This window comes from Aeromonas sp. DSM 116730 (genome assembly GCF_046581335.1).
Classification (GTDB): Bacteria; Pseudomonadota; Gammaproteobacteria; order Enterobacterales; family Aeromonadaceae; genus Aeromonas; species Aeromonas rivipollensis.
On sequence record NZ_CP144265.1, the window covers coordinates 1,536,107 to 1,557,541 of the forward strand.

19 protein-coding genes and 1 tRNA gene are annotated in these 21,435 nt (G+C 60.8%); 13 read left to right on the forward strand and 7 right to left on the reverse strand.

The window, feature by feature from the left end; translation table 11 throughout:
• Positions 1-219 precede the first annotated feature (219 nt).
• From Aeroheme_RS07140 to Aeroheme_RS07150, 3 genes are all read right to left on the reverse strand, one after another.
• Positions 220-1,164 carry a hypothetical protein gene (locus tag Aeroheme_RS07140; RefSeq protein ID WP_270809173.1) on the reverse strand — a complete coding sequence of 315 codons (945 nt, stop codon included), beginning with the start codon at positions 1,162-1,164 and terminating at the stop codon, positions 220-222.
• Positions 1,161-2,141 carry a YqaJ viral recombinase family protein gene (locus Aeroheme_RS07145; protein WP_411166981.1) on the reverse strand — a complete coding sequence of 327 codons (981 nt, stop codon included), beginning with the start codon at positions 2,139-2,141 and terminating at the stop codon, positions 1,161-1,163. Before Aeroheme_RS07145 ends, Aeroheme_RS07140 begins: the two co-directional genes overlap by 4 nt.
• A gap of 86 nt (positions 2,142-2,227) precedes the next feature.
• On the reverse strand, positions 2,228-3,181 hold the full coding sequence (locus Aeroheme_RS07150) for a DUF932 domain-containing protein (RefSeq protein WP_411166982.1): 954 nt from the start codon (positions 3,179-3,181) through the stop codon (positions 2,228-2,230).
• A gap of 491 nt (positions 3,182-3,672) precedes the next feature.
• Here Aeroheme_RS07150 and Aeroheme_RS07155 point away from each other — a divergent pair, with 491 nt between their 5' ends.
• The 8 genes from Aeroheme_RS07155 (at position 3,673) to Aeroheme_RS07190 (ending at position 9,415) form a co-directional block, all read left to right on the forward strand.
• Positions 3,673-4,113: a hypothetical protein gene (locus Aeroheme_RS07155; protein ID WP_411166983.1), complete on the forward strand. Its 441-nt coding sequence runs from the start codon at positions 3,673-3,675 to the stop codon at positions 4,111-4,113.
• Positions 4,113-5,420 (forward strand): tyrosine-type recombinase/integrase, encoded by a 1,308-nt coding sequence (locus Aeroheme_RS07160; protein WP_411166984.1) that lies wholly within the window; start codon positions 4,113-4,115, stop codon positions 5,418-5,420. Before Aeroheme_RS07155 ends, Aeroheme_RS07160 begins: the two co-directional genes overlap by 1 nt.
• Positions 5,417-5,965 carry a hypothetical protein gene (locus tag Aeroheme_RS07165; RefSeq protein ID WP_411166985.1) on the forward strand — a complete coding sequence of 183 codons (549 nt, stop codon included), beginning with the start codon at positions 5,417-5,419 and terminating at the stop codon, positions 5,963-5,965. The genes Aeroheme_RS07160 and Aeroheme_RS07165 overlap by 4 nt, the downstream gene beginning before the upstream one ends.
• Positions 5,966-6,052: 87 nt before the next feature.
• Positions 6,053-6,247, forward strand: a complete 195-nt coding sequence (locus tag Aeroheme_RS07170; RefSeq protein WP_411166986.1) for a helix-turn-helix transcriptional regulator — start codon at positions 6,053-6,055, stop codon at positions 6,245-6,247.
• 171 nt (positions 6,248-6,418) lie between these two features.
• Entirely contained in the window at positions 6,419-7,003 is a 585-nt protein-coding gene (locus Aeroheme_RS07175) for a Rha family transcriptional regulator (protein ID WP_411166987.1), read from the forward strand.
• Positions 7,000-7,932 (forward strand): hypothetical protein, encoded by a 933-nt coding sequence (locus tag Aeroheme_RS07180; protein ID WP_411166988.1) that lies wholly within the window; start codon positions 7,000-7,002, stop codon positions 7,930-7,932. Before Aeroheme_RS07175 ends, Aeroheme_RS07180 begins: the two co-directional genes overlap by 4 nt.
• Complete coding sequence (locus Aeroheme_RS07185) at positions 7,932-8,885, forward strand: ATP-binding protein (protein WP_411166989.1); 954 nt, start codon at positions 7,932-7,934, stop codon at positions 8,883-8,885. The genes Aeroheme_RS07180 and Aeroheme_RS07185 overlap by 1 nt, the downstream gene beginning before the upstream one ends.
• Before the next feature lie 257 nt (positions 8,886-9,142).
• Positions 9,143-9,415, forward strand: coding sequence for a helix-turn-helix transcriptional regulator (locus Aeroheme_RS07190; RefSeq protein WP_411166990.1), 273 nt, complete (start codon positions 9,143-9,145; stop codon positions 9,413-9,415).
• Between the two features lie 252 nt (positions 9,416-9,667).
• Here Aeroheme_RS07190 and Aeroheme_RS07195 read toward each other — a convergent pair whose 3' ends face one another.
• Positions 9,668-10,171 carry a hypothetical protein gene (locus Aeroheme_RS07195; protein WP_411166991.1) on the reverse strand — a complete coding sequence of 168 codons (504 nt, stop codon included), beginning with the start codon at positions 10,169-10,171 and terminating at the stop codon, positions 9,668-9,670.
• Positions 10,172-10,634: 463 nt separating this feature from the next.
• Between Aeroheme_RS07195 and Aeroheme_RS07200 the strand changes: the two genes are divergently transcribed.
• Entirely contained in the window at positions 10,635-11,126 is a 492-nt protein-coding gene (locus tag Aeroheme_RS07200) for a hypothetical protein (RefSeq protein ID WP_411166992.1), read from the forward strand.
• Positions 11,127-11,260: 134 nt separating this feature from the next.
• Here Aeroheme_RS07200 and Aeroheme_RS07205 read toward each other — a convergent pair.
• Positions 11,261-11,336, reverse strand: a tRNA-Thr gene (locus tag Aeroheme_RS07205).
• 86 nt (positions 11,337-11,422) lie between these two features.
• Entirely contained in the window at positions 11,423-12,163 is a 741-nt protein-coding gene (locus tag Aeroheme_RS07210) for a phosphatase (RefSeq protein WP_103244577.1), read from the reverse strand.
• Between the two features lie 464 nt (positions 12,164-12,627).
• On the opposite strand from Aeroheme_RS07210, the gene Aeroheme_RS07215 reads away from it, so the two are divergent.
• The 4 genes from Aeroheme_RS07215 (at position 12,628) to Aeroheme_RS07230 (ending at position 19,927) form a co-directional block, all read left to right on the forward strand.
• Entirely contained in the window at positions 12,628-13,281 is a 654-nt protein-coding gene (locus tag Aeroheme_RS07215) for a TetR/AcrR family transcriptional regulator (protein ID WP_106886326.1), read from the forward strand.
• A 47-nt stretch (positions 13,282-13,328) separates the two neighbouring features.
• A complete protein-coding gene (locus tag Aeroheme_RS07220) occupies positions 13,329-15,653 on the forward strand; it encodes an acyl-CoA dehydrogenase (protein WP_411166993.1) in 2,325 nt (774 codons plus the stop codon).
• Between the two features lie 162 nt (positions 15,654-15,815).
• Positions 15,816-18,878, forward strand: coding sequence for an efflux RND transporter permease subunit (locus tag Aeroheme_RS07225; RefSeq protein WP_411166994.1), 3,063 nt, complete (start codon positions 15,816-15,818; stop codon positions 18,876-18,878).
• Positions 18,879-18,892: 14 nt separating this feature from the next.
• Entirely contained in the window at positions 18,893-19,927 is a 1,035-nt protein-coding gene (locus tag Aeroheme_RS07230; RefSeq protein WP_411166995.1) for an efflux RND transporter periplasmic adaptor subunit, read from the forward strand.
• A gap of 66 nt (positions 19,928-19,993) precedes the next feature.
• On the opposite strand, the gene pyk is transcribed toward Aeroheme_RS07230, so the two are convergent.
• Positions 19,994-21,433 (reverse strand): pyruvate kinase, encoded by a 1,440-nt coding sequence (pyk, locus tag Aeroheme_RS07235; protein ID WP_106886329.1) that lies wholly within the window; start codon positions 21,431-21,433, stop codon positions 19,994-19,996.
• Positions 21,434-21,435 lie beyond the last annotated feature (2 nt).

Genomic DNA, 21,435 nt, shown 5'->3' on the forward strand with positions numbered 1-21,435 from the left:
CAAAAGCCTCAAAGAGACCTTATTGACCTGAAATGGGTGGGGAATAGCTGAAAAAGGTGCCTATTTCGTGAGGGGCAATAGGGCTTGATCTATTGACCCCAAACCAGTGATGGGAATACGCGACGGGCCGTTTTGTGACAGACGTCCCGTCGTGAGGTCGCAGCCGAACGCATCGCTACGAATTGATTTGAAAGGATTTAACGGTCGGTAGTACCGAGTTCAGGCATGGGGTGACGAAGGGTCAGCACCGCTGCCTAGCTTGTTGGTCAAGGGGGAGGGGCGAGGGCGGGAGCGTGCTGGCGTCGTTACCACCGCTGTTGCCATCGGCGGTGAGGCTGATGATGCCTCGCCCGCCTCTGGCTCGGGATAGAACTCCTCCAGCAGAGACGGCACCTCTTCATCCATCTCTTCGAACTGGCCGTTGCGCAGCAGCTCGCGGGCCGTGTGCTCCATCTGCTCGATATCAAGCCCTGCCTCATGATCACGTAGTGCCGCCTCCTTCGCTTGTCCGACAACCTCGGTCAGGGTCAGCTCATCGCGCAGGGTCAAGTCCACGTAGTAGACCGGTGTTCGATAGGACTGGGTGGTACTCTTGGCCCGCAGCCGTAGTGTCAGCGGCAGATAGCGGGTCAGGCCGCCACTCGCCGCCTCCAGGTACTTGAGCCGCGCCGCTAGAGTGCGCACCGAGTTGTAGCCGGTGGTGCGAAAGATAAAGCTGCCCAGCTCATCCCCCTGTCCCTCCACAAACAGGTTCAGTCGCCCATACAGCTTGCAGCCCTGCAGCCCACCATAGGCGCAGCGTTCCGGGCCGGGGCAGCCGACCTCCTCCATCCCCTGTGCGCCGACGCGTCTCGCGGCCTCCCCATTGCCGACACAAAGCGGTCGCCCACTCTGGCGGTCGAAGGCGCTGTACTCTGCTCTCAGGTTCAGGTCGCTGTCGTTGAACAGCACCCGTACTGGGATTGCACGGATCTTGGCGTGCTCATGTCCCTGAGCAAACTGTTGGTGTAAGGGATGGAGTAACCATCCCCCCTTTTGTTGTACCTGTGTGGTGAGGGTGAAGCTGTCGTCCTTCTCCGGCACCCATTTATCGTTTTTCTGCACCAGCTTGCCGATGCAGATCCGCCCGATCACGGGTGGGGTAATAGCCAGTCCTTTGATCATGATGTTTGCCTCTGGGATTGAATGGTGAAGCGGCGAATGCCGGGCACCGGTTTGACGTAATGGCTGAGCAGATCGGGGTGATCCTGCCCAAGCCGCTCCAGATCCGGTGCCAACCTATCTTTGCTGCGTTTCCAGGTGATCTTGCCGTTCGCGAACAGCCCGGCGGTGGCTTCACCCAGGGTGGCTTGCAGTCGCTGCTTGATCAGGGATTCCTGTTGCTCGACCACTTCCTTTTGTTCCCGCAGTTGCAGCAGTTGCCCAAACAACTGGTTGGAGTCGGAGAGATCGACCGTCTGGCCGTCGTCGCGGGGGAACAGCCAGCCCAGTGCGGCGGCGGCATCGCTGGAGCCGTCGGGCTCGGGTTGCCAGTCTTGCCGCACCTGTTGCCAGAAGTGCGCTTCCCGCCGGATGAGATCGCCGATCTTCTCCTCGTCGCGCTCGATGCGGTAGATCCGAAAATCCTGACCGCCGATGAGCACCGCCACCTCGGCCCAGGCATGGCCGGTGACGGCGAGTTGGTGCAGTACCTGACACTGGTAAGCCACCGGCACGCCCTCCTCCCACTGGGGGGCGCTGTGATAGCTGGCGGTCTTGATCTCCAGAATGCCGGGACCATCAGGGTGACCCACCACCTCGCGGTCGAGGTTGGCGAGCATGAAGGTGTGCTCGGGATGCTGGAGTACCGCATTGACCCGGCGCACCTTGTAGCCGGTGCGCTTGGCGTAGACCTGTGCCAATACCGGCTCCAGCTCGACACCCCACAGCACCGCCTCTTTTTGGGAGATATCCTCCGGCGCCTTGCGGGCGGTTTTCTCCAGCCACAACGTCAACGGGCACTTGTAGGGGGAGAGGCCGACGGCCACGGCGGCATCGGAGGAGCCGATGCCCTGCTGGCGGATGTCCAGCCACTGCTCGCGGGTCAGTTCAGTGGTAGAGGCCAGCCGAATGGCTTGGCCGTATCTGGCTTTTGCTTTCATAGAGGCTCCTTGTTGACGGCATAAATCCCCGCCCGGCCTAATGGCCGGGTCGGGGTGGTATGTCTGGATATAAATAGGGCGGTGAGCTATTGCAGCAGGGTGAGCGCTTGATTGAGGGCTCGGGACTTGAGTTGGGATCCTTGGCCGAACCAGGCAGAATCGAGGCGATAATCCTGACTACGGGCACGGCGATGGTGATCCACGTATTCGGTGACCGCATTGACCAGTCCCCAGGCGGAATTGCGGGAACTGGCGAGATCCGAGCCCATGCCCGCGCCTTGATAGAGTTCGTGGAGCTGTTGGACGGGTCGGGTAAGGATGATCTGGTTATCGGCGTCCAGCGGTTGGGCCAGCAGATCGCTAAAGAAGCGCAATGCTTCTTCTGGCGCGACAGGACGCTGCGCCAAGGCCTTGGTCTGGGCGGCAAACTCATCCCAGTGAGAAAGCCCTAGCCCCAGCGCCTCTTTCACCGCAGCAGCATCGAACTGAGTGGAATGGGGGACCTTGATAGCGCCGGTGCTATCCCGCAGCGCTATTTGCAGAGTGTTGTTGCAGACCACCCGCAGGGAGGTGAACTGTGCAGTGGTGCAGAGGGTGCCATCGCAGCTGGTGGCCAGCAGTAGGTAGGATTTGACCACATCCCCGCCCTTGAGACGCATGTCCTGACCTGTTTTGGCCAAGGCCCACAGCTTGCGGCCGCCCTTGAGTGAACCGGCGGTCTCCAGCTCGAAGCCGCCTGCCTCGACCAAATCCTGATAGAAATGCAGCACCTCGTGCGGCTGTACCACCTTGTAGCGCGGGGAGACCACCGAGAGCGGTTCGAGCGTATCGGAGCGGTAGAGCACCTTGCTGTCGGTATAGGGCCTGATATGCAGCGCATTGGAGGCGACGTTGAACATCACCTCGCTCTGCTCTATGGTCCAAGCCATCCCGGCAGCTTGCAGCCAGATATCCAGAGATTGTTGTGGGGGCAAGATATTGCCGAGGCCGTGCCAGGGTGTTTGGCCGGTGTAGACCATGGTGTTGATCAGATGAGCCATAGAAAAATCTCCAATAAAAAAGGGACTGCTCTGTGCAGTCCCTTGGGTAGGTTCATGGAAATAACATATATCTGTAAAATAATGTAATGAGACGTATTCAGTACTTGAAACAAGGGGAAGTGTATTTTGGACGTAGCCGGATCAGAAAGTGAAGGACAGGAGGGTAATGAAGAACAAAAGCGGGGTATGGGGAGGGGTATAGAGCTAAAAAGCACAAAGGGTTAGCGTCTGAACGAAGCTAACCCTTTGTTTTACCTGGTGCCGGAAACAGGAGTCGAACCTGCGACCTTCGCATTACGAATTCCATTCCGTCACATTTCAGGTTGTTTCATGGTGGCCCTGATAAATTGCCTGAGCCCCACGCCCAGCCTGAGTTTTACCCTCATCTAGCTGCCATTAAGGTTTCATGAGCTATCGTCGCTATCTCATCGTTGCCGGTGGCCCCTGCGGTGGCCCTGTAACGACGCACACCAAACAGCGAGATAGTCCTGATGCCCGACTTCCATGCTTTCGATAATGCCATCCTTGCCCGAGTGACCAGCACCATTCGCAAGGTTGCCATCATCCCCTTGATCACCCTGCTGGCGCTCCCCACCAGCCCGGTGATCGCCGCCACCGCAGACGCCTATGAGCAGGCCACCCGCTATTCAGCGTGGGCGTCCATCTGCATCAAGATTCAGCCCCAGTACGAAAGCCAATGGGTAGCTCGGGCAATCGAGCTGGGCGAAGCATCAGACCGCCTTGGTATTGCTGCTGGCAAGAGTCGGGAGACCCTTGATGACGATTACAGGCTTATCCGCTCATGGGCCAGTGGTTTTATGACCGGGGTGGAGAATGGAATGGGTGGCGAGTCCGGCTTCTGTGACTGGATGGCCCGCACGTGGAGCAAGGACACCGGCTGGATCGTCGCCAAGTCCAAGGCGGCGAAGTGATGACAACCAGCATCGAGAAGGCCGTGCCGCTCGATAGCCACAAGGAGATAGAGGCCGCCTCCATCCGTGAAGGCAAGACCATCGACAAGTACCCGGTGAAGTCCAAGCATGGTGCCGGGCTCTGGCTGGAGATCAAGAAGGACGGCGCCAAGCGTTTCCGCTACCGCTACCGGTTGGGGGACAAACGTCCTGATCTGGATCTCGGCTACTTCCCCAGCACCAGCTTGGCCACCGCGAGGAAGAAGCACGGCGAAGCGGTCGCCATGGTGAAGGATGGCATCGACCCCAAAGCCACCTTGAACGCCGCCAAGGTGAAGAACATCGCTATGCCCACTCTGGCCGAGCTGTTTGCCGAGTGGCTGGCGATGAAGGCAAAGACCAAGACCAAGCGCGGAGCCCCGATCTCGGCCCGTACCTTGCTCGACTATCAGCGAGTGTTCGACGGCCACTTGGGTAAGAAGCTCGGCAAGGTTCGGGTCTGTGACCTGTCCCGGTCGGTGATCTTCTCATTCTTGGAAAACACAGGTGCACAGGAGGCGACCCGCAAATCGCTTGTCCTGCTGAACCAGATCTTGGATCGCGCCGTGGACTTGGAGCACATCGAGCTGAACCCTGCCCGCACCATCAAACCCGCCGCAGTTGGTGGCACTATGGGTCAGCCCCGTGAGCGTCATTTGCTGGTGGACGAGCTGGCCATGCTGTGGCGCATCCTGGGGGATGCTGAGGCCAGCGCAACATCCCTGGCCGTGGCCGACTGCCTGCGCTTGATCATGCTAACCGGCGTCCGACGCGCTGAGGCTGCCGGGATGCGATTCGACCAGATCGAGGGCGACCGCTGGACTATCCCGGTAACAAAGAATGGGCGAGCTCATGTCGTGACCCTGCACCCCCTTGCCATGGATATCCTGGTGCGTCAGCGCAAGCTGTCTGCCGGTGCCTGGGTGTTCGCCTCCACCAGCAACCCCATGGTGGCTGTCACCGCCGACGCCGTGACCAAAGCCCTGGATCGCATCCGAGTAAAGCACCTCGCCGAGCTTGAGCCGTTCCATGTCCATGATCTGCGCCGTAGTGTGGCAACCGGATGTGGTGAGTACCTGGACGCGCCCGAGCGTCTGATCGAGAAGCTGCTCAACCACCAGGTGCAAGATCGCCTGGTGCGCACCTATCAGGCAGGCGAGCAGGCCGAGAAGCTGCGGCGCCTGTGGCTAGACTGGGGGGATTGGATGGCTGCTAACGTGGCTCAGGAGCCCAAGGCCGCCGCCGTGGCGGATAACGTGGTTAGAGTGAAGTTTGGGGGCCGAGTATGAGCAGCATGATGCCGGAACCGTGGAGTATTGACGACCTGTCCGACGAAGAATACGCAGCCTGGGAAACCGAGCAGGAAGCGATGTGGCTGGAGGCCCCTGATCGCGAGTTCTGGGAGGAGATGTGGGACATGGTTGCTGACGATCTGGTGATCCCCAACTGGGACGAGGAGGCATACAGAGATCGGCTTGCCGCGGCTATCTGGCGTTATGAGCGCGGCAGACAACTCACCCATGGCGATCTGTCCGCGCTGGTGCAGGCTGGTAAAGCTGACCTTGCCGGGAAGGCTACCCCGCGACCCAAGGGGCGGCCAGTTGCTCGGATGTCCGTTCGCCAACGTCGCAAGCGGGAGCTGATGGCGGCCTATCTGCGAGACCAAGGGCTCGCGCTGGAGGTTGTGGCGGTCAAGCTGGGGACCGGAATTGAGGCAAGGGACGTCCCCGAGCTGGTGGCTCGCGTGAAGGGCTTCACTTTTACGTTTATGGCGCCCCCCGGCCTGGACGCCGAGCTGATGGCCGAAATCCTGGCCGAGCACAAGACCCGATAAAATCCCATATTTAACCCCCTAACGCCCCATCCTCTTACCTCTCAATAATGTATGCAACCGAACGCAACATTATTAAGAGGCTCTGCAATGACTACCGAAAACAAGTCCCCCCTTCTGACCGACATTGAGGCCGCCGCCCTGTTCGGCGTGTCCCGGCCGACTCTGTGGCGATGGCGCAAGGACGTTCCTAACTTTCCTTCTCCCGTGCGTATTGGCCCCCGTGCTGTCCGTTACCGCCGCGCCGACATTGAGGCATTTATCGCCGCCGCCGCGAGCGCCTAAGACCCAGCACCGAATCCGTAATGCGAACGACTGACCGGGGCCTGATAAGCCACCAGTCAGCAAGATCAAAGGCTTGGCCATGAGCTGAGCAACAAGAACAACGCCGACCGACAAAAGGGCCACCACCAGGGCCACCAACCGGGAAGCACTCAACAATAAAGTGAGCCCCAAATGAACAAAGACCGTATCCACCCGGAAGCCGCCGCTTTTCCTGAAATTGACCAGATCACCGCTGGCCCGCACGGCAAGGCCACTACCACCAGCCTCAAGATCGCCGAGGTATTCGGCAAGCGGCATGACAACGTGCTGAGAGCCATAGATAAGCTAGAGGCCTCAAACGAGTCTAAGGCCCTCAATTTTGAGGGCTACTCCTACCGGGGTGCCAACGGCAAGATGCAACGGGCTTACCAGGTAACAAAGGACGGGCTGGTTATGCTGGCCGGTCGCCTGGGAGGCAAGCAGGCCGCCACGCTGGTTGAACGCTACATCGGCGCCTTTAACCAGATGGCGCTCTATATCGCCACCCTGCCCAGCCTCAAGGTAATGATGGATGAACACACCAAGCAGGAGCGGGCCAGCGTGGCAGATGGCAGCGATGCCGGGCGTCGTCTGGCAGCCCGCAAGAAGGCCAAGCGCGACCTGGTAAAGCAGGAGAAGGTGATTGCCGGGGCTGCCCAAATGGTGTTTGAGGGCATGGGGTTTGACGCCCCCAAGGTTCGCGCCCTGATCGCCACCAGCGAGAAGGGGGGCGCATGAGTCGAGCCCGCAACATCAAGCCTGCCTTCTTTGCCAATGAGGAGTTGGGGGAGTGCTCCCCCTTGGCCCGCCTGCTGTTCATCGGCTTGTGGACGGAGGCCGATTACAAGGGGGATCTGGAGTGGCGTCCGAAGCGTCTCAAGGCCCAACTGCTCCCCTATGACTTGTGCGATGTGGAAGCCCTGACCGCTGAACTGGTATCGGCGGGGGTGGTGAGGAGGTACACGACAGGGGGGCGGGAGTGCCTTGCCGTCTGCAACTTCATCAAGCACCAGAACCCGCACAAAAACGAGAGGGAGAAAGGCAGCGATATTCCGGCCTGGGATGGGGCCTTGCAACTTGTTGATTCGCAAGCCCCCACGATTAATCGCGATAAATCTGGAGTAATCGAGAGTAATCGCGAGGAGAACGGAACCGCTCCTGCTGATTCCCTCTTCCTGAATCCTGATTCCAGAACCCTGATACCTGAACCCCTCTACCAGGAAAAGAGCTATTTGCCATCTGGCGATGGCGCGGGCGATCAGCAAATTAGTCTGCTTGATATGGACAGCGACAAGGGCCAGGGCGCCGGGCAGAAGAAGAACGCAATCCCCTGCCAAGCCATCATCGACCTGTTCAACGAGAAACGCGGCAACCTGCCCAAGGTAATGAAGATGACCACGACCCGGCAGAACGCCATCAAGCGCCGGTGGGCTGACAAGGAGCTGGAGCTGAACACCCTGGAAGCCTGGGCTGCTTTCTTCTACAAAGTGAACGCCAGTGCATTCCTGCAAGGCTGGAAGGGATGTGGCCTGGATTGGCTGCTGGAGCCCAAGAACATGATCAAGGTGATGGAGGGGAATTACTCCACCGCCACCAGCGCCCCGGCCAAGAAGCTGCCGACGCAAACCAACTACGCAAACACTGAATACCAATCTGGAGAGCTGTAATGAGCAAACTTGTTTTCATGACCAACGAGCAGATCAAGGCCCTGGAATCCGGTGAGGGTATCAAGCCTGAGAGCTGCAGCGTAACAGTGCTGGTGGCAGAGGGTAGCCATCCCCGTGAGGTGGTCTGTCAGACCCATGGCCCGTACCTGACCCGCATCCAGAGGATAGACCCCCTGATGGGCCGCTTCCGCTACCGTGACCAGAACACCAGGGGCATGGTCGAGGAGGTGGATTGCTGCGAAGCCTGCGCAGATGCGGCCCGCCAGAACGCCAGCAAGCTGGATCGTGATCACCGCGATGAGGTGCAGCGCCAACGTGCTGGGCGCAACTGGCTGACCCGTTGCCAACATGCCGGAATCTCCGAGCGGGAGCTGGGCTGGACTCTGGGCGGGCTGGTGGCCCGTTCCCCTGAGCAGCAAAAGGCCATTGACCAAGGGCAGACCATCATCAAGGCCATCAAGGAGGGCACCCCGGCGCCGTCCCTGGTGATGCTGGGCAAGCCCGGAACCGGTAAGAGTCTGATTGCATCGGCCACCATGGCGACCGCCCTGGCCCTGGAGGGCGAGAAGTACAACCGCCCGACCGCTGGCTATACCACAGCGTCTGGCATGTTCCGCCAGATCCGTGCCACCTGGGATCGTAAGTCCGAGAAGTCCGAGGGGCAGGTGCTCGACTATCTCACCAGCCTGGATCTGCTGGTCATTGATGAAATGGGGGTGCAAGCAGGCAGCGAAAACGAGATGCAACTCATGTTTGAGGTGCTGGATGGACGGCACCGCAACGTGAAGCCGACCGTCTTTCTGTCGAACCTGCCCTTTGAGGAGCTGAAATTCTACCTGGGCGAGCGCGTAATGAGCCGCTTGCGCCAGGATGGCGGCAAAGTGATTGCATTCAATGGAGATGACCAGCGCAGCACGGCGAAAGCGGCGGCATGCGAAGGGAACGCCGCATAGGAGCTATTCCGAAGAGGGGGCGAACTCAATCCCACAGGGCGGCCCCCTCCAGATGTAGACAAAAGTTAACATTCAGCCCATTTTTTTGATGTTTTCCGCCCAGAACCCCGCACCGCGCCTTATCCCGCCTGACTTGTGCCCCAGAATCTACCCGCTCAGAACTGAATTATTTACGGTCAAAAGGTGCTCATGTTGTTGCGTTTTCCGCATCAATTTATCATTATATATTTCATATACTGAAACGATAAGGGTTTTCGATGAAAGGTATGCTGAATGCCGAGCAGCTCGCCGAGCGGTGCGGGGTATCCCGTCCGACTCTTCGTCGCTGGCTGGCAGATGGAAAGCTCCCGCCTCCACACGCGGTACTGGGTCAAACAAAGCTGTGGAACGAACGTTGGCTGACCCGCTGGTTAAGCAGCCAGCAGAGCAACGTTAGGGCAGCCCGAGAGCGTGCAGAACTGGCAGCCAAGAAGGCCAAACTCGAACAAGAGCAGCCTTTCGTGGCGGCGGCGATAAGGAAGTGCCGATAACTCGCAAGCAGGTAGTCGCACTGAACAAGGACACCATCAAGCTGGGCCGACTGGCATCGCTGGTAAGCGTAACAAGCCATTTCAGATAACAGCGTCAATGGGAATCTTTTGAGTTTCAATGGTCATTCGAGAGAGGGGATCGTTGCGAGGTGGGGAACATCCGAACCGTAGGCCGTCCATAGGCAATCTGTTCGGACTGTGGGCGGGGACGTTATCCACGGAGCACCTTTCATTCCTCCGTCGTTTGAGCGGTTAGCCACCTATCCAACCTAGCCAATGAATAATCAGTCCTAAAACTCCTAAACCTATTATCGCAAGGGCAAGCGGTATACAGCTGATCACCAATCTGAAAACTATTGAGAAGGTAAGTACGACCACGGTGGTTACATAACGCAAGATCACCTTGAGTGCTTTTCCAATTTTTATGCCGACTAGCTTTAAGACGGCGATGACTACAGTAACCTTTTCTTTAGTAGGTTTTTCTATGAAGGGCTGGCATTCGCCGTACTCACTCTCCCACTCTGAGCTCCAAATAGTGCGCTCCCTCATCCATTCCACTAGATTCCCGTTTAACACCAACGCTGCCGAATAACCGAACAGAAATGCACCTATGTTGATTGCGTAATACAGGATTTCTGAACTGTGAAAAAAAGGATTGAAACTATCGGCAATCGCACAGGACAAAATAGGAATCCATAACAGCACGATCATGCCGTACTTCTCATAGGCAAGCGTTGTGGCGTAACTGAAGCGCATCACCCATCTCCTATCAGTACCAGTGCAGATCTCACATCAACCTCCATTTCGATGCTTCAGACATAACGCCAAAGTTAACCGATAACGCTCGGCAAGTGGGTGAGCAGGCTCATATTCTGGGGGTACGCCAAGACGCCTTGAGCCCCCAAATAGCGCATCTGCATGGGGTGTAAGGGGTCAGAGGTTCGCTGCTTCCTGCTGGCGGTGTGGATAGCTTGCAAGAGCTCACCAGCTTGCTCCGGTGTCACCATCACGGAACGCCCCCCATATTGCTAGCATCCCCGTCGCTTGAGCGAATCTTGGCGAGCTGGGAAATTGTGTCGTCTATGAGTTGCCAAGCATTTCAGCTTAACCGATTGCGGGGGCCGTTATGCAGAAGGTTTGCCGCCGTTTATTGCGCTTCTACGTGAAAAGATAGCAAGTTGTCGGGGCCTAGTGCCCCTTTTTCCAAGGAGCATTGCCTATGTTCGCCGCTGCTGTCCCGTTCCCTGTATCGCCTGCCCTGGTGGCTGGTCGTCCTGCTTCCCTGGCTGCTGCTACCCGCGCCTCCCTTGTTGAATCGTCGTTCCTGGCTCACCTGGGGGCGAGTTGGCAGCCTGAACCCCACAGCGCCCCCAGGATTGCCCCGGAGCCTACCCGGCTAGTTGGTGGTGTGCTGGCCGTGGAGAGGCCGGAGAGGGCCAACGGCGCAGCCTGTGTAGACGCCCGTGAGCTTCATCTACTGGCGGCCCCGGATATAACCCTGCCCGTATTCCTGGATATGTATCTGCCATTGGCCGGGGTGGAGCCTGCCACGCCCTGGCTCGATCTGACCGATTCCGGTGACCGGGTAACAATCGCCAAGGGTGGGGCCGTCTGGCTGACACTGCGGGAGCTGGAACGGGTATTGCCTCTGGTGCGAGGGTATGAGGCTAGGCGGTTGCGGTTGCGGCTGAGGATGAAGCGGGCGGGATAGCGACCGCTGTAATAATGCCCAGGTAACACCGCAAACAAATCTAGCACCGCATCCCCGGTGGCCCCAGTGGTGGCCCTGTGAGCCAAAAAGCACAAATGGTTAGCTTCGTCATGAAGCTAACCATTTGTTTTATATGGTGCCGGTAAGAGGAGTCGAACCCCCGACCAACGCATTACGAATGCGCTGCTCTACCAACTGAGCTACACCGGCTTGTCCCTAGATTCCCGAAAATGTGCTGGCAAGTCAATGAGCCAGGACTGCTTTTATGAGCCTGCTCATGGAGTTACGGGTACACCTCAGAGATCGACGAATTCCGGGATATGGGCGCGGCCACGGCTCTCGAGAAACGCGAGCAGGGCACGGGGGGAGCGCGCCAGGATCCGCTCCTCGGGGAAGCCAGCCTCTGTCACCAGCCGGTGGCAGTGGTCAAAATTCCCCAGGCTGAAGGCCACGTGGGAGTCTGAGCCGAAGGTGAGGTAAGCACCCAGATCCCTCGCCGCCTCGACGATGGCGCGGCAGTTGCCTTCACTGCCCGGACGGGAGTGACTGAAGGAGGAGTTATTGATCTCCAGCGCCACCCTGTATTCGGCGGCAGCCCTGACCACGGCCTGGATGTCGATGGGGAAAGCGGGGTTGCCGGGGTGGCTTATCATGTCGACCCGGCCGCTTCGGATGGCGTTGATCATGGCCTGGGTATGGGTCGCCTGATCGCAGGGGGGGAACACGGGCTCATGAAAGCCGGCCATGATCATGTCGAGGCGCGACTCGTAGCGTTCGGGGAAGTCTATTTCGCCGTCTATGTTCTTGATGTTGGCCTCGATGCCGCGCAGTATGCCGACCCCGTCCACCACCCGTGGCAGGACGTGCAGATTGACGAAATGCCAGAAGTGGGGCGCATCGGCCATGTCGGGACCGTGATCCGTGGTGGCAAAGAGCTTGATCCCCTTGGCCTTGGCAATGGGCAGGTAATCGTGGATGGTGCTGTAGGCGTGGGTGCTGGCGACGGTGTGCGTGTGGGTATCGACCTGGTACTTCATCTTTTCTCCCCTCTGGCATGAGGCGCCAGCATAGCAAGATTGGCGGAGTCGGGCCATGCGGCGGCCTGCCATACTTTGTCACAAATTACGCCAGGACTGACAAAGTCTGACCATCTTTGTCTGCGAGCATAGCCCCATCGATGCAAGCCTGAACTCTCATCGATGAGTCGAAACTGGATGATTCGACTCACTTTTCCCCACCGTCGCCCCTGCGACGGTTTTTTTTCGCCCGCAATTTTTGCCGCCATCCGGATAAAAAAATGCCCAACTAGCATGGCGCAAGTTGGGCGAGACTTAATGTTTAATTGCAGTGGCATAGATATAGAGTCCTGCCTGGCCGCTAAGTTCCCATCTTGTTCCCGCTTTTTTTGGTTGAAAACATTTCGCCAACACCCGTTCACATTCTCTTGACATGACTGGGCGTGAAACGTACTTTTTAAACATTCGTTTAAGTGAGGTGTCCAGTGAGTAAAATCGATACCAAAAACCGTATTCTCGATGCCGCCGAGGTGCTGTTTGCCGAGCGGGGATTCGCCGATACCTCGTTGCGTCTGATCACCAGCGAGGCCGATGTGAACCTGGCCTCGGTCAACTATCACTTCGGCTCCAAAAAGGAGCTGATCCAGGCGGTGCTCGATCGCTACCTGAGTATCTTCATGCCTGAGCTGGATGCTCGTCTGCAGACCTTGATGGCGCAGGAGCAGCTGACCCTGCTGCAGGTGTTCGAAAGTTTCGTCGACCCCCTGATGAAGCTGGTGGCGGTGCGGGCCAACGGCCCTGCGCTCTTCATGCAGTTGCTGGGGCGCGGCTACATCGACAGCCAGGGCCACCTGCGTCGCTTCATCACCACCCACTACGGGGCGACCCTGCACGGGATCACCCAGGCGATTTCCAAGGCCAACCCGGCCCTGTCGCCGGCGGATCTCTTCTGGCGCCTGCACTTCACCCTGGGCACAGTGGTGTTCACCATGGCTTCCGCCGATGCCCTGCGTGACATCGCCCAGGCCGATTTTGGCCAGCAGCTCGATGTGGAAGGGCTGGTGCGCAACGTTATTCCTTATCTGGCGTCCGGTGTCGGGGCGCCCGTGGAGTCGACCAGGCTCTCCCTGGCCGTGTAACACCTAACAATAATCAACGGAAACAGTGAAATAGAAGGAACTTCGGTATGATCACATTGCTTGTCCTGCTGGTGCTGGCGATAGCCGTGGTGCTCGGCGTGCCCGCCATCCGTAAAAAGGTGGTAACCCGTCCTGTGTTCGGCATCTTCAAGAAGATACTGCCGCCCTTGTCGGCCACCGAGCGGGAGGCCATGGAAGCCGGCTCCGTCTGGTGGGATGGCGAGCTGTTTCGCGGCAACCCGGACTGGAAGAAACTGCACGGTTACGGCAAGGCCGAACTGAGCGCCGAGGAGCAGGCCTTCATCGACAATCAGGTCGAGACCCTGCTCGCCATGGTGGACGACTTCAAGATCGTCAACGAAACCAAAGACCTGCCAGAGCCGGTCTGGGACTATCTGAAGAAGGAAGGCTTCTTCTCCCTGATCATCCCGAAATCCTACGGCGGCCGCGAATTCTCTGCGATTGCCAACTCCACCATAGTCACCCGCATTGCCACCAAGAGCCTGAGCGTGGCGGTCACCGTCATGGTGCCGAACTCCCTTGGCCCGGGCGAGCTGCTGATGCACTACGGTACCCAGGCCCAGAAGGACTTCTGGCTGCCGGGGCTGGCCAACGGCAAGGAAGTGCCCTGCTTCGCCCTGACCGGGCCGGAAGCGGGCTCGGACGCGGGCGCCATCCCGGACAAGGGGATCGTCTGCAAGGGCATGTACAAGGGTGAAGAGGTGCTGGGCATTCGCCTGAACTGGAACAAGCGCTATATCACCCTGGCGCCCCGCGCCACCGTGCTGGGGCTGGCGTTCAAGCTCTATGACCCGGAGAAACTGCTGGGTGACAAGGAAGAGCTCGGCATCACCTGCGCCCTCATCCCCACCAGCCACCCGGGCGTGCGGGTTGGTGATCGCCACTACCCCATGGGGCTGGCGTTCCTGAACGGCCCGACCTTCGGCAAGGATGTGTTCATTCCGCTCGACTGGATCATCGGCGGCCCGGATTACGCTGGCCGTGGCTGGCGCATGCTGGTCGAATGCCTCTCCGCCGGTCGCGGCATCTCGCTGCCTGCCCTCGGCACCGCCTGCGGTCACATGGCGAGCCGTACCGTGGGGGCCTACTCCTACGTGCGCAAGCAGTTCGGCATGTCCATCGGCAAGTTTGAAGGGGTGCAGGAAGCGCTGGCCCGCATCGGCGGCCTCACCTATCAGCTGGAAGGGGCCCGTCGCATGACCGCAGGTTCGCTGGACTTGGGTCAGGCGCCTGCCATTGTCACCGCAATTTCCAAGTACCACATGACCGAAATGGCGCGCCAGATCATGGATGACTCCATGGACATCCACGCCGGTCGCGCCATTCAGCTCGGCCCGAAAAACTACACCGGCTACGCCTATATGGGCATTCCGGTCGCCATCACGGTGGAAGGGGCCAACATACTGACCCGCAACCTGATGATCTTCGGGCAGGGGGCCACCCGTTGCCATCCTTATGTGTTTGCCGAGCTGGAAGCCGCCGCCGACACCGACGTGGAGCGCGGCCTCGAGAAGTTCGATGCCCTGCTGATGAAGCACGTGGCGTTCGGCGCCGGCAACTTCTTCGGCGCCCTGTTCCAGGGGCTGACCCTGGGTCAGTTCAACAATGCCCCTGTGGCTGGCGAAACCGCCCGCTACTACAAGCAGCTCTCTCGCATGAGTAAAGGGCTGGCCCTGTGCGCCGACGTCTCCATGCTGATGCTGGGTGGCGATCTCAAGCGCAAGGAGATGATCTCCGCCCGTCTTGGCGACGTGCTGAGCCACCTCTACCTGGCCTCCGCCACCCTCAAGCACTACGAGGATCAGGGCCGCATGGTCTCGGATCTGCCGTTCGTGCAGTACGCGGTGGAGCGCAACCTCTATCTCATCGGCAAGGCGTTCGAGGGCTTCTTCCAGAACTTCCCGAACAAGGTGGTGGGGGCCGTGCTCAAACGCGTGGTCTTCCCGTTCGGCGTGGGCTACAAGATGCCGGCAGACGAGCGTTGCCACGCCATCTGTCTGGCCATGATGACCCCGGGCGAGTTCCGCGACCGTCTGACCGCGCTCTGCTACGTGGGCAAGGATGACGCTGATCCGGTCGGTCTGATGGAGCGCGCCTTCCAGGCCATGGTGGCGGTGCAACCCATCGAGAAGAAGCTGGTGCAGGCCCAGAAAGAGGGCAAGTTGCCCCGCAAGATGGCCCTGCCGGAGCTGGTGGCCGCGGCCCTGTCCCAGTCCATCCTCGGCAAGGAGGAGGCGGACAAGCTGCTGGCCGCCGATGCCCTGCGCTACGAGGCGATCCAGGTGGACAACTTCGCCCCCGGCGAGCTGGAAGGGTTGTCTCAACCGAACCCGGTTGTGCACGCCGCCTGACCCCGAGAGTGAACCGACAACCGGCCCATGTGGCCGGTTTTTTTGTTTGTTAACCAGGCATTTACAACCTCGATTAATTCCAGTTAAATGCAATGGCCCCCACCCTTGGGGCAGGAAGCAAGGCCAGCGGAATGGCCGATAACAACAACTCAGGAAGAGTGAATGAACCTCGCCAAAACGGCGATCGAACGCCCCATCTGGGTGGCGGTCTCGGTCGTGCTTATTTTTTTGCTGGGCCTGCTCAGCATCCGGGGACTGCCTGTCCAGCTGTTTCCCGACATCGATCGTCCTCACCTCAACATCTCGGTGGACTGGCGCTCGGCCTCGCCCCAGGAGATGGAGTCGGAAATCACCGACCCCATAGAGCAGGAGATGCAGGGGGTACAGGGGCTGAAAAACCTCACCAGCAACAGCTATCCCGGCTTTACCGAAATCGACATGGAGTTTGCCCTCGGCACCGACATGCAGCGGGCCCAGCTCGACGTCATCTCGCGCCTGAACCGGGTCTCCGGCCTGCCGGACAAGATCGGCGGCCCCTACGTCAACAACTACAGCAGCAACGACACCCTCACCTTCTTCTTCATCCAGCAATTGCCGGGTGCCAAGGGGGCGATCGACGATCATCAGGCGCTGATCGAGGCGAGGGTCAAGCCTGAGCTTGAGCGCATCCCCGGGGTGTCGACCGTGGAGGTGGAGGGGATCAACGAGCGTCAAATCCAGATCCGCTTCGACCCCTATCGTGCCGCCGAACTGGGGGTGGAGATACCCGTGCTCGCCAGCCGGGCAACCACTGGCTGGGACGTGTCGGCCGGCACCCTCGATATAGGCCGCTGGGAGTACAAGCTGCGCTTCGCCGGTCGCTACGATGTCGAGACGCTGGGGGACAAGGTGGTGGACTGGCGCGATGGTCTGCCCATCTACCTGCGGGATGTGGCCGAGGTGCGGCTGGCCCGGGAGGAGAACCCTGTGCTGCGCATCCAGAACGGCAACACCGCCATAGCGGCGCAGATCTTCAAGGAGAGCGGGGCCAATGCCCTGGCGGCGCTGGAGGGGATCAAGCTCAGGGTGGAGGAGCTCAACCGCGAGGTGCTGGAGCCGGTCGGTCTGCACATGGAGCAGTCGTTCGACGCCTCCCTCTACATCAACCGGGCGGTGGGCATGGTGACCGCCAACCTGGGGCTGGGGGTGCTGCTCTCCTGCGCCATCCTCTGGGTCTTCCTGCGCCAGCTCAAGGCGACCCTGATGATAGCTGTCGCCATCCCCATAAGCATCATGCTCACCTTCTGCCTGCTCAAGGTGATGGGCAGGACGTTGAACATCATCTCCCTGGCGGGGATCGCCTTCGCCGTCGGCATGGTGCTGGATGCCGCCATAGTGGTGCTGGAGAGCATCTACCGGCGCCATGAGCGGGGGGATCTGAGCAAGGCCGAGGCGGCGTTGGAAGGCACCAGCCGGGTGTGGACCGCCCTGGTGGCCTCCACCCTCACCACTGTCGCCATCTTCCTGCCGGTGCTCTTGCTCAACGATGTGGAGGGGCAGCTGTTTGCGGATCTGGCGCTCACCATCGCCTGTGCCGTCACCGTCTCCATGGTGGTGGCGGTCACAGTGCTGCCTGCCGTGGCGGCGCGCTGGATGGGGCGCGAGCGGCTGGTCGATCCCTATGACGGGCTCTGGCGGCGCACTACCCGCCATGTTATCCGCTGGACCGGCACTGCCCCCCGGCGCTGGACCCTCATCGTCCTGATGATGAGCGGGCCCGTGCTGGCCAGCTGGCTGCTGCTGCCCAAGATGAACTACCTGCCGGACGTGAAGCGGGATGCCATCGATGTGTGGATGAGCTTCACCCCCGGGGTCAACCTCAAGGCCCAGCGGGAGGAGGTGATAGATACCCTGATCGCCCGCCTCGATCCCTACATGAAGGGGGAGCAGGAGCCGGCCCTCAAGAACTACTACATATTGCGCTACCCGGGCGGCGCCCAGATCGGGGTGCGCCCCAGGGACGAGACCCGGATCAAGGCGCTGGAGCAGCTCCTGATGAAACAGCTGCTGGTGGGCATACCCGATACCCGGGTCTTCGGCGGCCAGGGCTCCTTGTTTGGCGGCTTCGACAGCGAGAACGGCATCTCGTTGCTGATCCAGGGGGGCGAGCTGCCGGCGCTCTATCAGGCGGCCAGAGAGAGCATGGCCATGGTGCAGCACGACTTGCCGGGGGCCCAGATAAGGCCTGAGCCCGGGCTCGACTTCACCGCCCCCGAATTGCGGCTGGTGCCCCAAGACAGGCGTCTGGCCGAGGTGGGTTGGGATCGCAGCCCCTTGCCCGCCATCATCCAGACCTTCGGCGATGGCCTGCGGGTCGGCGAGTATTTCGACGGGGAGGAGCGGCTCGACATCCTGCTGATGGGCCAGGCCTCCGCCAACCCGGACGAGCTGAAGGCGGTGCCGCTCGCCACCCCGTCCGGGCGCATAGTCCCCCTCGGCGAGTTGCTGCGGGTGGAGCCTGGCCTCGGGCCTGAGAGTATCTTCCGGGCCGACGGGCGGCGCAGCATCAGCCTGCAGATCACCCCGCCTGAGGGGATGAGCATGGAGCAGGTGCTGGAGACCCTGCAGACCAAGAGCTTCGCCGCCATCCGGCCGCTGCTGCCAGTCGGGGGCGAGCTGCGGGTTGCCGGCAACGCCGACAGCCTGCAGCAGGCCCTGGACAACCTCGGCGGCATCTTCCTGTTCGCCGTGATGATACTGCTCATCTTGCTGTGGGGGGTCTTCGCCTCCCTCAAGGATGCCGTGCTGGTGCTGCTGACCCTGCCGCTCGCCACAGTGGGCGGCGTGCTGGCGTTGCACCTGAGTGGCCTGCTGGTGCCGCTGCCGATGGACCTGCTCACCATCATCGGCTTCGTGATCCTGCTGGGGCTGGTGGTCAACAACGCCATCCTGCTGGTGCACCAGACCCGCATGGCCGAGCGGGAAGGGATGAGCCGCCAGTCGGCGGTGGCCGATGCCCTGCAAAGCCGGATGAGGCCCATTGCCATGACCAGCCTCACCAGCATCTTCGGCATGCTGCCGCTGATGCTGAGCCCGAGCGAGGGCAGCGAAATCTACCGCGGGCTCGCCACCGTCATCGTTGGCGGCATGAGTTGCAGCACCCTGTTTACCCTGATCCTGTTACCCGCCTTCCTGCGGCTGGGTGAGCGGGTCGACGCGCCCCACGCCATCCGGCAGCGGGCCTGAGAAGGAGCCTATCGATGATGCAGATGTTCACAAGGATGATGATGACCCTGGCCCTGCTGGCAGCAGGGCCTGCCGGGGCAAAGGTGGTGACCCTGGCGGCCGTGACCCAGGGGGAGGCGGGGGCCAGCATCTGGGTCAGCGGCACTGTCGCGAGCCGCCAGCAGGCGGCGCTCAGCGCCGAGGTGAGTGGTCGGGTGGAGTGGATTGCCGAGTTCGGCAGCCGGGTGAAGGCGGGGGACGAGCTGCTGCGCCTGGACGCCGCCACCCTGCATCTATCCCTCGAGCAGTCCCGGGCCGTGCAGGGGAGGGAGGCGAGCAAGCTGCGCTATGCCCGCGCCGAGTTCCAGCGGCTCGAGCGGCTGCACCAGCAGAAGAGTGCCTCCCAGAGCCAGTACGACAAGGCGCGCTATGAGGTGGAGCAGGCCGAGCTGGCCGACCAGCTGGCCCGGGTACAGGTGCGCCAGATCGAGGCGCAGTTGCAAAGGACCCACATCTTCGCCCCCTTCGATGGCGTGGTGAACAACCACTTCATCCAGCCCGGCGAGCATGTGGATGCGGGCGAACAGGCGCTGGAGCTGGTCAACCCGGATCAGCCGGATATCCGCCTGCAGGCCCCCATTCTCTGGGCCCAGCAGCTGGCGCCGCAAACCCGACTGCGGGTAGAGGGGGAGCAGCTCAGCGGCCACGCCGTCTATTACCAGCGTGCGGCGAGCGCGGATCCCAAGTCGCGCCTCATCGAGCTGCGCCTCAGGCCAGAGCCGGGCCGCTTCATCATTGGCTCGCCGGTGCGGGTGGCGCTGCCGCTCGGGGAGCAGCAGACCATGTTGCTGCCGCGGGATGCCCTGGTGCTCGGCACCGACGGGAGCGTGGTCTATCAGGTGGAGCAGAGCGGCGAGGTGCTGACCGTGAACCGGGTGCCGGTGACTGTGCTGTTCGGGGACAACCGGCAGGTGGCGGTGAGCGGGGCCCTCAAGCAGGGGGACAGGGTGGTGGTACGCGGCGCCGGCAGCCTGCAGGATGGGGACAAGGTGGAGCTATTTCGTGGCTGAACCTGGTCTGGCGCCATAAAAAACGGCTCCCGCGGGAGCCGTTCTTGTCGATGTCCAAGCGAGGGATTACTCGACCATCATCACCTTGCAGGTGTTGGTACTGCCCACGGTTTCCATCTTGTCGCCGTGGGTCAGCAGCACCATGTCGCCGCTCTGGACCAGGCCCTTGGCCTTGAGCACGTCCAGCGCCTCGCGGCACACCTCGTAGACCGGCTTGCTCTCGTCGCCGTCGAACAGCACAGGGGTGACACCGCGGTAGAGGTTGGTCCAGGCCAGGGTCTTGTTGTGGGGGGACATGGCGAAGATCGGCAGGCCGGAGCTGATGCGGGACATCAGCAGCGGTGTGGTGCCGGACTCGGTCAGTGCCACTATCGCCTTGACCCCTTCCAGGTGGTTGGCGGCATACATGGTGGACATGGCCACGGCCTCTTCCACCGAGGTGAAGGTGTAGCTCATGCGGTGGTTGGAGACGTTCAGGCTAGGGTGCTTCTCGGCGCCCACGCAGACGCTGGCCATGGAGGTGACCGTCTCTATGGGGAACTGGCCGGCGGCGGTCTCGGCGGAGAGCATCACAGCATCTGTGCCATCCAGCACGGCGTTGGCCACGTCCATTACCTCGGCGCGGGTCGGCAGCGGGGCGTTGATCATGGACTCCATCATCTGGGTCGCTGTGATGACCACGCGGTTCAGGCGACGGGAGTGACGAATGAGCTTCTTCTGCACGCCCACCAGCTCTGGGTCGCCGATCTCGACGCCGAGATCGCCACGGGCCACCATGACGGCATCGGAGCCGAGAATGATGTCTTCCATCGCCTCGTCGCTGGCGACGGTTTCGGCACGCTCGACCTTGGCCACTATCTTGGCGTTGGATCCGGCTTCGCGGGCCAGTTCGCGGGCGTAGCGCAGATCATCGCCGCTGCGGGGGAAGGAGACGGCCAGGTAATCCACGTTCATGCGGGCGGCGGTCTTGATGTCTTCCTTGTCCTTCTCGGTCAGGGCCGGTGCGGAGAGACCGCCCCCTTTCTTGTTGATGCCCTTGTTGTTTGAGAGAGGCCCGGCAACTGTGACTGTGGTGTGAATGCGGGTGCCTTCGACCTGCTCGACTTTCAGTTGCACGCGGCCATCGTCCAGCAGCAGGATGTCGCCGGCCACCACGTCGTTTGGCAGACTCTTGTAGTCGATGCCGACCTGCTCCTGGCAGCCTTCACCCTTGCCGAGGGCGGCATCGAGAATGAACTTGTCACCGATGGCGAGGTAGATCTTGCCATCCTTGAAGGTGGAAACGCGGATCTTGGGGCCTTGCAGGTCCCCCATGATGGCCACATGACGGCCCAGCTTGGCGGCGATTTCACGCACCTGGTTGGCGCGCAGGATATGATCTTCAGGAGTGCCGTGAGAGAAGTTCATCCGCACCATGTCGGCACCGGCGCGGATGATCCCCTCGAGGATGCCGTCGCGATCGGTCGCCGGACCGAGTGTGGTTACAATCTTTGTACGTCTTGGCATGA